The organism is Paenibacillus shunpengii, assembly GCF_042684905.1.
In the GTDB taxonomy this organism is placed as follows: Bacteria; Bacillota; Bacilli; order Paenibacillales; family Paenibacillaceae; genus Paenibacillus; species Paenibacillus shunpengii.
This window is the reverse complement of record NZ_JBHUMJ010000003.1, coordinates 252,126-263,167: the sequence shown is the minus strand read 5'-3', so window position 1 is coordinate 263,167 and position 11,042 is coordinate 252,126. Positions and strand designations below refer to the sequence as shown.

General features: G+C 47.3%; 9 protein-coding genes. 2 read left to right on the top strand and 7 right to left on the bottom strand.

The features are described from left to right. Positions 1-143 precede the first annotated feature (143 nt). Entirely contained in the window at positions 144-983 is an 840-nt protein-coding gene (locus tag ACFSVM_RS15545; protein WP_177178763.1) for a helix-turn-helix transcriptional regulator, read from the top strand. Between the two features lie 136 nt (positions 984-1,119). Here the strand turns inward: ACFSVM_RS15545 and ACFSVM_RS15540 are convergent, their stop codons facing one another. The 4 genes from ACFSVM_RS15540 to ACFSVM_RS15525 all read right to left on the bottom strand — a co-directional run bounded on the left by ACFSVM_RS15540 (position 1,120) and on the right by ACFSVM_RS15525 (position 4,479). Beyond that, positions 1,120-1,314: a DUF1450 domain-containing protein gene (locus ACFSVM_RS15540; protein WP_076314759.1), complete on the bottom strand. Its 195-nt coding sequence runs from the start codon at positions 1,312-1,314 to the stop codon at positions 1,120-1,122. 14 nt (positions 1,315-1,328) lie between these two features. Beyond that, on the bottom strand, positions 1,329-2,189 hold the full coding sequence (locus ACFSVM_RS15535) for a helix-turn-helix domain-containing protein (protein ID WP_090725676.1): 861 nt from the start codon (positions 2,187-2,189) through the stop codon (positions 1,329-1,331). A gap of 192 nt (positions 2,190-2,381) precedes the next feature. Continuing rightward, positions 2,382-3,107 carry a phytanoyl-CoA dioxygenase family protein gene (locus tag ACFSVM_RS15530; protein ID WP_076314761.1) on the bottom strand — a complete coding sequence of 242 codons (726 nt, stop codon included), beginning with the start codon at positions 3,105-3,107 and terminating at the stop codon, positions 2,382-2,384. Positions 3,108-3,552: 445 nt separating this feature from the next. Next, positions 3,553-4,479 carry a helix-turn-helix domain-containing protein gene (locus tag ACFSVM_RS15525; protein WP_090725678.1) on the bottom strand — a complete coding sequence of 309 codons (927 nt, stop codon included), beginning with the start codon at positions 4,477-4,479 and terminating at the stop codon, positions 3,553-3,555. A 124-nt stretch (positions 4,480-4,603) separates the two neighbouring features. Between ACFSVM_RS15525 and ACFSVM_RS15520 the strand changes: the two genes are divergently transcribed. After that, positions 4,604-7,321, top strand: coding sequence for an MGH1-like glycoside hydrolase domain-containing protein (locus ACFSVM_RS15520; protein ID WP_379263229.1), 2,718 nt, complete (start codon positions 4,604-4,606; stop codon positions 7,319-7,321). A gap of 62 nt (positions 7,322-7,383) precedes the next feature. Here ACFSVM_RS15520 and ACFSVM_RS15515 read toward each other — a convergent pair whose 3' ends face one another. The 3 genes from ACFSVM_RS15515 to ACFSVM_RS15505 form a co-directional block, all read right to left on the bottom strand. Next, on the bottom strand, positions 7,384-8,235 hold the full coding sequence (locus tag ACFSVM_RS15515) for a helix-turn-helix domain-containing protein (RefSeq protein WP_379263227.1): 852 nt from the start codon (positions 8,233-8,235) through the stop codon (positions 7,384-7,386). Positions 8,236-8,333: 98 nt separating this feature from the next. Further along, positions 8,334-9,731 carry an ADP-ribosylglycohydrolase family protein gene (locus ACFSVM_RS15510; protein ID WP_379263225.1) on the bottom strand — a complete coding sequence of 466 codons (1,398 nt, stop codon included), beginning with the start codon at positions 9,729-9,731 and terminating at the stop codon, positions 8,334-8,336. Between the two features lie 803 nt (positions 9,732-10,534). Further along, positions 10,535-11,017, bottom strand: a complete 483-nt coding sequence (locus ACFSVM_RS15505; protein WP_379263223.1) for a small multi-drug export protein — start codon at positions 11,015-11,017, stop codon at positions 10,535-10,537. Positions 11,018-11,042: the final 25 nt, after the last annotated feature.

The window sequence follows — 11,042 nt, the reverse complement described above, 5'->3', positions numbered from 1 at the left end:
TTCAATATCCCGACCATCCTTTACACAAATCAATATATTCATAATTTGATTATAGCTTTCTCTTACTAACTTCACATGGACTAACCGTTTGACAATTTATCTTTTTCTTTTATGATAATTGTAAATGGCATAGGGGGATGAGTATGTCAAACAGCATCCAAGTTACTCTCATGGGAATCAACACGCCACACGAGCCTGATTTCATCTTAGATCGACCTGCCGGCTTCCATGCTTACGTGCTTTTGTGTTTTATGACTCCTTTCGTTGCCCGGACGGCGCAAGGAATGGAACAGGGCCGAATCGGCGATTGCCTTCTCCATGATCCAAGCTTCGGCGAGTATCACCGCTCGGCACCTGGAATGACGGATGGCTTTCGTAACATATGGTTTCACTTATCCGGAGAACAGGTTCCCCTGCTCGCGGAGCAATATGACGTTCCGTTCAATGAAATTATTTCTACAGGCGACCCCGGCTGGCTGCTGCCGACCGCACGTGCGCTGGAGCATGAGCTGTTTCACCGCAAGCCCTACACGGTGGAGCGAATTACCTTGCTGGTCGAGGACCTTTTCCTTCAATTAGGCAGACAGAAGAAGTTAACTCAGGAATTGGAATCATATACGCCCCTGGAGAAGGAGCTGCGATATAAGTTTACTGAGATTCGGGCACAGGTTCACTCCGAATATCAGGAGCCGTGGAACGTGGAGAGGATGGCTAAGCTTGTGAATCTCAGTCCGGAGCGTTTTTGGGTGCTATATCAGAAATTTTTTAAAGCAAGCCCCAAGGATGACTTGATTACCAAACGGCTGGAGGAGGCTAAGGTGCTGCTCATCAGCAGCAGCCGCAGTATCGAGCAGGTTGCCTTGGATTGTGGCTTTAACAGCGTGTTTTATTTCTCCCGAATATTCAAAAAGCGCAACGGCTATTCACCTAGCGTTTTTCGTAAAAACCTCGGCAATTACGACAAAGCAGGCCCTCTAGAATAGAGAGCCTGCTTTGATGTAATTGCCGGTAGGATTTAATTAGTTCCTTCTTACTGCTGTGATGCCCAGTTGTTCCATGCTTCCTTCGGTATGCGAGCTCAAACTTTCGCTGCTTATTGTTTGCCGAGCATAGTTGTTATCAAGCCTCACCTTTCTCCAGAGCGATTACCTGTCCGTCAAGTAGAGCGAAAGGTTGCTCTCTGCATTCGCGACATCGGCCCATACATCCGTTGACCCGGACGTCATATTGCTTATCTTTCAATTTCAAGAGATTATCGTACAGCTCGTGCCTCATCGTATTTCCAGCACAAAATTCCAGCCTCCGGCTTTCCATATTAGCTCCCCCTCCTAGAAGAGATAGTTTCTTGCATGTCTTTGCGTTTGTTCCCTATATTCACCAGGGGTCATCCCCTCTGCCTGTTTAAAGATTCGAATGAAGTAGGCGGAGCTGCCGAGGCCACATTCACCGGCTATCACTTCCAATGTATCGGAGGTGCTCTCCAGCTTCTCCTTTGCCAGACGAAGTCGCAGCGATTTGAGCATGTCCATCGGCGTAACTCCGTAAGTATCCCGAAACACCCGATCGAAATACACCGGATGCAGATGAACCAACTCTGCCAGTCTTTCCCTGCTAATCCTGATCGATAGATGTTCCTTCATATAATGTATTACTTTTGCGAACCGATCTTGGCTTGACATTGCTTCCTCTTCCCGTATAGGCCTGCCTTGCCGCTCCCATTCGAGAAGAATCAGATGAAACAAGCCGGACGTTTCCGCAAAAACGGCTTGATCCCGGAAAGGGTCCATCTTATCCTTCCACTTCGACAACATACGGTAAAACTGTAATACGTATTCCTCACTACGACTAAATTCCAGCGTAAGCGGAACCGGATACAAATGGAACAATTCCAAGTTCTGTGCCAATGTTGCCTGAAAGGCGAACCAGAGATGGGTTCCTGGCGTATCGGTCCACTCCGAGAACGTAATATTAGGCGGATGGAGCATCAGTGAACCGGGCAGCAGCTCCTTTCGTACACCCTTGGTCTCCGTGATGACCCTTCCTCTCTGGACAAAGCTGCAGGTCCAATAAGGAAAACAATAATCCCGGAGCTGTAAGGAAGTATAAGGAGCTTCCGCCGCAACAAGCACGGACAGCTGTAATTGGTAATGTATGCTTTTGCCTGTAACCGGCTGTAACGATTGATTCACTTTGCTCGATCTCCTCTTCTATTTCGAATAGAGATGCATCTTCTCGTATGACATCCATATAGAATTCGATGTCACTTTTGCCTAACCTCCTAAAATGTGCAATTTACCACCCCAATTGGAGCGCTTACTGTCATACGGACAGAAACGCAACACTATGCTTCTCACAACTCGGGAGAAGGCATTCATAGCCCGTTAGACCGTCAGTACCGGCTTGCCGTTTCGTGCAATGACAGGACCGTTGTCAAACTCTTTGCCAGTCCCTGGATCGAATGCGCCATCAACGGAGTATTGCATAATATAACCTTTACGGATCGTCTCGCTGCAATTTGGCGTGCTCCGATGGAAGAGCAAGGAATGGAAAGCCACCATACTGCCTTTGCGTAGAGGCACAGGAATGCCCGGATCCTCACCGAAATAACATTGCTTACCGACATCTGTATCTCGATGCTCCACCAGTCCTAGCTTATGCGTTCCGGGATGAATCCAAATACATCCGTTCTCTATCGTGGCATCTTCCAGAGCGAGCCAACAAGTTACGTAATGCTCCGGCTCAATCGGTCCATAGCCGTTGTCCTGATGCCACGGAAAGTCACGGTTTGCCTCCTGCTTCTTATAAGCGGACTGATCCCAATACAGCTTGACATTAGGACCTAACAGAGCGGTTAGGATAGAAACCATCTTCTCGTTCCCGACGAAACTGTTCATGTAGGGATCCTGTGCTGTTAAATGCATGTTAAAGCTGATCTTATTCTCTACACTGATACCTGACCGTCCAACCTGCTCCATTTTCCTTTCAAACTCTTCGTTTAAGCGGTCAACAATGCTCCGGACTTTGGCTATCTCTCCATCCGAAAACAAATCCTCAAAGATAATATAACCTTGCTCCTCATAATGCTGTAACTGTTCATCCGTAATCATAGTTAAGTCTCCCTTCGTTTTCTACTAAAGCCTTGCTCTCCCTCATTATGTTTCGATGGAGAATATCTCTCAATGGCTGGCATCAACCTGGAATTGTACCATTTCAACTTTATAGCCTCAGCTAGAAGTATCCTCCGGAGCAAGTAAACACTCCTGCGCAGATGTTTTTGCACAACAGGGGCGGCTCCCCTTCAGATCGCTTTTGACACTCCAAAAGTAATATAGAAAACTAAAAAAGAAGCAGTTCTTCAACTGCTTCCTTCGTAGATTAAACTCCTTATAAAATTCTATTTAGAAACGATAGGCTACCAAGCTGTCAGGGTCTAGTATTTCCCAGTTCTCAGGCGGCTTGCCGAAATCAGGAACTTCCATCATCTCGCCGTTATTCAACGATGGGCCGCAGTCTTATTCATTAGATTAGTCTGATAGATCACACCAGCACCTTTTAGAAAGCGGGATCAATAGGAGCCTTGGTTGGACGCCTTTCCTCAGAGCTGGATTCTACATCAGGTCCCCTCATAGCTAACTGAAAAGCTTTTGGCGTTGAATCGTTCCATCGCTTGAATAGCCTGTTAAAGTGGGATAGGTTGTGGATACCCACTTCGTACGCTGCTTGGGAGACGGTCCTATGATGAATGGTGAGGAGAATTTCAGCCCGCTTAATACGTTTATAATTCATGTATTCAACCATAGACATACCGATTGCCTTCTTAAAGAGGTGTGCAGTATGGTAATAGCTCATATTCAATAAACGACTTATATCGCTTGTTTTCAAGGGCTCGTTTAAATGTTCTTCTATGTAATCTAGTGCCGGCAGCAGTCGTTCCAATATTGGGCCCATCCTCCGCTCATTCAGATTCGGATCAGAACGAAGCAGCAGAAGCAGGATGGAACGGATACTATTCGATATGGCAAGCTCGAAGCCTGCCTCTTTCTTCTCTGCTTCCACATTAATTAATTGAATCTTATCGGATATTTTTTGGCGTAGGGTTGAGTTCACCATAATCACGTGATTTAGTGAGGTAAGCGAGTTCAGTGGATTGAAGAAATAAGGCATATATATCATGGAGCTGCGGTCCAATACCTGCTTCATCTCAAACTGGAGCACAAGATAGATCAGATCATGTTCATCATGATGCTTTTGAGAACGATGCATAATATTCGAGGGAATGAGCAGCACATCACCAGTACGGAGCGGGTAGCCTGTCTGCTCAATATAAATATCCATTCCCCCGTGAAGGATCAACAATAGCTCCGTCTCCTTATGGATATTCCATCTGGTCATTTCTTGGTTCCCCGTCTTCTGAACACGTATGATTCTGGCAGATAAGAATGGTGTCAAGTATTCCACTTTTTCCTTGTACACATCCACTATACTTCCCCTCCCGGTTTCATTGTAACAGAATCGTATCGATTTAGGACAGCTTTAGGAATCGTGCTTCCTCCCCCCTTGCAGTACACTGAGGGGGTATTGATATGGAAGGGAGCATGATTGCATGAAACCAATAGTCAACTGCTACGATCCGAGATTGCCGGATTGGGGACCATACTCCAAAAATTATGCAGGAATTTCACATATAGCCGACCAGGAGAAAGGGCTCCGCTTCGATCTTACTGCAGCACCGGGTATCTACCGCCGTAAGATCTGTCTGCCCAATGCCATGTACGAATGCGGCTACCATCCCACCGCATCTGCACCTGACTATTCCTACTACAGCCATCGGCATGTAATCCTCGAGAACAATCTGATCTATGCGGATATCTCCTTCTCGAAGATATCTGAATCAGCCCGCCTAATTCGATGTGAGTTTGTCAACTGCACCGATCTGCTTCAAAGCTTGACCCTTCATCTCATGGCCTCTCTGCATCCCTACAACCGGAGCAACAAGCTTTATGGTTATGACCTATTGCGGCCTGCCGAGGTGAAGCTGCCAGATGGGGCCTTGTGGGTTGATGCGCAGGATTATACATACATTCATATTGGAGAGGAACGGATGAATCAAGGCTTAGTTTCAGGTGGGGGCAAACGGGGAGAAGCCCTAGAACATGGCTTCGTCAGAGGCTCCGGAGTATTCATCGGTTATCAGGCTGATGATGCCTTAACGTATCGTTTCACTTTGCCTGCTGCGATGAAGGAGACGACTTTACTCATTCGCTGCCGTCTTGGGATCGACAGCCGTTCTTGCCTGCAGCTGTGCATCAGGAATGAATGTGGCTTGCAGCATCATCAAACGATCGAAGTTAACGGCGGTGAAGAATTCCTGCTGGTTCCGCTATTGTGGGGAGAATTGCCAGAGGGTGTCTATGATCTGCATATTGTAGCGAAGGAAGGCGGCCGCCTCCTGCTTGACGGTTTTGCAGTTGTAGAGCTGCAAGCCGCGGATCAGGTGTATTTTAAGGAGACAGAATGGAATCTTGTTCCCGATCAGCTGCCAGGGCCGGATGAACACAGCGTTTTGCTGAAGTATGAGCATACGGAACAAATCTATGGAATCAAGTGGCTGGGTGGGAAAGCACATCTGCGCGAGATCCTGAATGAACCTTTGGATGAGTTCATTCGCATTCATAGCAGAAGAAACTCCACCTCGACCTTTGTCGGGAACCGTCTCGGACATTATACGGAAATCTACATCCATCCGGTCCAAGTGGAGCCTCAAGGATCTCGTACCGTTTATGCCTTGGTCTGCAGCGGTACGCAAGAAGAGGTCCTGCAGCAATTGAATGCCTTCCCCGGGGACCGGGAAGCATGCGAAAGGATATACCTGTCTCAACGAGATACGGCGGTCTGTCTTCCGCATAATTCGGCAGGTTCAGAATACGTGCAGAGCCAGCAGCTTATGGTAGCCACCATCATGCAGAATGTAGTTTATCCAGTCTATGTGAGGGGTAACTATATCCGCCACTTTACGCCCGGGCACTTCTGGGATTCCTTATATACATGGGATTCAGGCTTTATCGGCATTGGCATGAGCTCCTTCTCGCTCGAACGGTCCATCGATGTGCTAAACACCTACGTTACCGATCCCGGAGATCGCCATTCAGCCTTCCTGCACCATGGTACGATCCTGCCTGTGCAACATTATCAGTTCCAGGAGATATGGAATCGGACTTTATCCAGGGAGCTGCTTGCATTCTTCTATCCGCGACTGCGTCAGTATTATCACTACTACGCCGGTCATTCCATAGGATCCACTATGAGACTCCCCTCCGGGCTGCTTCGACCCTTCGATTACTTCTATAACTCCGGCGGTTGGGATGACTACCCCGCCCAGGAGCATACCCACGAGGCCCGGCTTGCAGACCGCACAGCCCCTGTCGTCAGCACATCCCATGCTATACGAATTGCCAAGCTCCTCCGGATGTGTGCCATTGAACTGGGAGGTCTGGATGAAGATATCGACTTATATACCGGGGATATTACGGAGTGGACAGCACTGCTCCATCAACAATCATGGGACGAGGAGTCGGGCTACTTCGGCTACGTACATCACAATGAGAACGGTCAGCCGACAGGTATACTCAGACATTCAAGCGGCCAGAACTTCAATATGGGCTTGGACGGCATCCAGCCCCTGGTTGCAGGCGTCGTAACAGAGGAGCAAGAGCGCCGGATCATCGGGCATCTTACATCTTCCGAACGGCTCTGGAGCAGCGTTGGAATCTCTACTGTAGACCAGAGCGCCGCTTATTACAACCCTAACGGGTATTGGAATGGCTGTGTCTGGATGCCTCACCAGTGGTTCATCTGGAAATCCTTATTAAACACTGGCTACAGCGAGCTGGCCGAACAGGTCGCACGCACCGCCCTTAACACGTGGAAGAGCAATGTGGAGCTTACTAATAACACAGCGGAGCACTTTATAATCGAGACTGGGACAGGTGCAGGCTGGCACCATTTCAGTGGCTTATCCAGTCCGGTAGTACACTGGTTCACCTCCCTCTACACACCTGGAACGATTACCGGGGGTTTCGATATATGGAATAAAGCGATCCAGTTTGCTGAAGGATATCGTTCTGCTGCTATCACGCTTCAAAAGCACAATGCGAACCGTTCGCGTCTTCTTGTTGTACTGAATGAGGATCTTGATTATGAAGCCTGCACGGACGAAGGGGTTTCACTGGAGCTGCGGAGTTTGCATCCAGGTACGATTGATATTGCACTGCCAGCCGGAGTTTGGCAGGGTACTATACTTATTCGCTCGACAGGCAGATGATTATAAAGGATAACAAACAGGCGCAGAAGCATGCTTCTGCGCCTGTTTGTCTGTTCTAACCTTCAGAACTTAGTTAGCATTATGCGTCGATAATCTTCGGGAGACATATCCACGAAATGTTTAAAATTGCGATAAAAGGTGGCCATACTTTGAAATCCGCAATCATAGCATATCTCGGTAACCGGCATAACGGTCGTTGCTAATAATCGTTTGGCATGTTGTATTCGAAGCGTGGACATATAGCTTTTGAACTTTCTCCCCGTTGCCTCCGAGATTAATCGGGATAAATGAGACTGGCTTATATGAAATATTGAAGCCAATTGAGACAAGTTGATTTCTTTCTGGTAATGCTGATCCATATACTCCAGTACCGGTCTGATATGCTCGTAATTTCTCATGCCATCCAGCCATGTCGTATTGCTGATCTCTTCTTTGGACATTCGAAGAAGCTCCACGCATATCGACATCAGCAAGCTTTTGACCGCCGTCCGATAACCTGGAGCACGCTGCTTTTTCTCGACATAAATCTGTTTAATCATCGACCGCAGACGTTCCATAACGTCGGTGTTGCCGTGCAGCCGGTTTTGAAAATGAAACGGGTAATAACGAAAGGGTACCATGAGCTCAGGCTCTTCTTTGGCAAGCAGCCCCGCATCAAAGTTAAAGAATAGGAACTCACAAGGAAAGCCTTCATCCGATTGCGCAATATGATTTTCCAGTATGTTCACAATGAAAATATCGCCCGGGACTACGGGGTAGACCGTATCGCCAAAATAGAAACGCCCGCTCCCGGACAGACACAAACCCATCTCGAAGCTTTGGTGATGATGCTGATTCTCCAGCTCAAAGCTTGGCGTCCATTTGAAAATATTAATCGGAAGTTCATTATCTTCGTATGTAATGTGCAGAATCATAAGCAATACCATCCTTAGACCATATTCCACTTTCCTTCCATTGTAATCGAAAAGCGCCTGAACGAGGAAGGATACATCCTCATTCAGACGCCGTAGCGTTAATTTTTTGTTCTCTGCTGCTCCTTCAATTTTAAATAGACTTCGTGACTTCTTCGAGCACACTCCGATATGGCAATCGGGTGAAAGCCGATAACAGCCGAATATAGGGTGTCATGGAGAGGTTCTACCCAGTGGCTTGGCAATGACTTGGCCCCAAGCGAGGCTCCCATAATTGAACCTACCGTCGCTCCATTGCAATCCGTATCCCACCCGCCTAATACCGATGTCGTTATCGCCTTATTGAAATCACCCTTTGCAAATACCAGAGAGGCAGCTACCAGCGCGGCATTATTATTGGTATGCACAGGATCATAATGATTAAAGGCATCCCAGATCTTCTCAACTAAGGCGAGCTGGTCTTCTGTACTTTGCGCAATTTCTACAGCTTGCTGAATATCATGGGCCAGACGGCAGTTTGCAGGGATTTCGCTTAGTCCAATCTCTACGATTTTTACCGGATCCGATTCCAGGAATGCAGCCGCAATCATAGACGCTACGAACATCTCACCATAAATACCGTTACGAACATGTGAGAAGGAGGCGTCCCGCCAAGCGAAATCGGCCGCTAACTCCGGTTGGCCTGCTGCCCCGTAAGCGAAACCGTCTGCACGAATCTGTGCGCCAATAAACTCGCGGTAAGGATTCAAATACGTACGCACCCATTCTTTCTTCTGCTTCCAATCCGCCGGCTTGCCTTGTTCCCCATAATGATACGTGACTTGGGCAAAGTTCAGATAGGACTGCGTTTCGGCCGTACAGACTTGATTATAGGACAAAACTTCATGCCAGAGCTTGCCAATATCCCATGAATCCCAATCAAGTCCTTTTCTTTCCAGCATGATTAAACCAAGCACGGTGTAACGAATATCATCATCTGTCTCCATATAGGAAATACGTTCTCTTGTGCTTGCGGACCCCCACGAAGCAAGCTCGATCCCGTATTCATCCTTTGCCGTGGAGTGCCCGGGAGTATAACCGTTAATCGGATATGCATCTGCTCCCTTGAACCATAAATGCACGTTCTCCCAACCCGCTCTGCCATGCGATCCTGCCATGAAATTGGGCCATTCCAGCGGTTTTCCCAGCGCGCAGCCAATGGCTCTGCCAAGCCATGCGCCATAGAACTTGTCCGACCATTGCTCATGGGTCAGCTCTTTGTCCAGTTGACGGGGACCGTTCGGACGAAGCCGCCGGATTTCCTCCAGTTCATCAGGCTCGTCTTGATTGGGTTGCTGAGGCTCCAAAGCGCATAGTTCCGCATAAATGTCCATTAACTCCGTTTGGTTGTCGCCGGAAGCTTCAATTCGCTCTAAAAATCCATCCACCAAGCATGTCTCATCGCTGCGCTGCTTCACTTCCGCGATCAATAAATCTTTTAGTCCAACCCATCCGGCCATCTTATTACCTCCAATAGTGTATTTCCATCTACTTCGAGTCTATTGGAGAATGGACCGGAATTCTTCCCAAAATATGCGCCTTATTCTCATTTCTTGTGAAATCATCTATGAACGTCTCATTGAAATTTCTAAGCTTATAATGGACAGTAATCATAAAATGAGAGGAATGCGCGAATTCGAAATGTCTTCATCTTATTTAAGCCGCTTCGAGAGGTAATTGCGGAGGTAGGCTACTACCAGGATACGCCGAATTTCATGAGGAAATTCAAAAACCGGGAAGGTATTACGCCGGGACAATATCGGCAATATTGGCGTTAGCAGATGAATTGTGAAATGAGAAAGGAACCGCTGGAGCTCTCCGCTCTGGCAGTTCCTTTTTTTGCATAAGCACAGCCTACAACGCAAACAATTTGAACCACCTTTGAATCTCCTTTGAGGTATGATCAGCATGTTTAAATCGGATGAGAAAATTTCTACACATCAAAAAACTGCAGAAATGCATCCTTTCGAGTCTCGTATCACATCACTACGAGAGAAATGCTGCGGTTAGAATAACTCCGCATAACTGTCAGGAGCTTGCTCCGAGCCCCCCTCTTTAGTGCCATCACGACAGACTGATTCTCCTGTGTGAATGTGGTTGTGGTGACTTTATTCTACACGAATCAGTCCGTGGGCCATTTTTATATTTTTTTGAAATAGGTGTCGCACTTCATATTACAATCCGTCAAATAATATCTAAATATATAACCCTCGATACATCCATGCTTGCAATGAATCAAGGGTTCTCTTCGATTTCCTTAGAATTACTTTATAACATTTATTCCTAACAGCACCAGTATCCCCATTCCGACAGCCCATACGACTATGGCAATCGTCTGCCAAATCATCACATATCGTTTCGATGCACCCGATGCGATACAGACTAAAGCCGCAATATGGTCTCCAATCAACAAAGGACCTAGTAGCGACACTCCGGGAACACCGTACTTTTGGAATAGATTCTGCCCGCGTTCTAGACGTTTATTGTGTTTTTCTTGTTTACGTTCGGACGATTTTCTTTTCTGCAGCCACTGCCTTACGCGATCACTAGCCAGGATAACAACCATAACCGAGATCCAGTTTCCGACGATTGCCGCTACGATCGTCATCACTGCAGGGAACCCGACCGCAATCCCTACAGGTACTGCAAAGTATCCTTCGAGAAAGGGGATCATTCCAACGAGCATAACCCCCAGGAATTGTAATATCGGACTCGAATCTTGCAGCTGTTGCAAAAATTGTTCCAACTTGCCATCATCCTTTTCTAGTTTG

Coding starts and splice junctions, on each gene's coding strand:
- ACFSVM_RS15545 (WP_177178763.1), top strand. CDS start 144: ATGTCAAACAGCATCCAAGTTACTCTCATGGGAATCAACACGCCACAC.
- ACFSVM_RS15540 (WP_076314759.1), bottom strand. CDS start 1,314: ATGGAAAGCCGGAGGCTGGAATTTTGTGCTGGAAATACGATGAGGCAC.
- ACFSVM_RS15530 (WP_076314761.1), bottom strand. CDS start 3,107: ATGATTACGGATGAACAGTTACAGCATTATGAGGAGCAAGGTTATATT.
- ACFSVM_RS15520 (WP_379263229.1), top strand. CDS start 4,604: ATGAAACCAATAGTCAACTGCTACGATCCGAGATTGCCGGATTGGGGA.
- ACFSVM_RS15515 (WP_379263227.1), bottom strand. CDS start 8,235: ATGATTCTGCACATTACATACGAAGATAATGAACTTCCGATTAATATT.
- ACFSVM_RS15510 (WP_379263225.1), bottom strand. CDS start 9,731: ATGGCCGGATGGGTTGGACTAAAAGATTTATTGATCGCGGAAGTGAAG.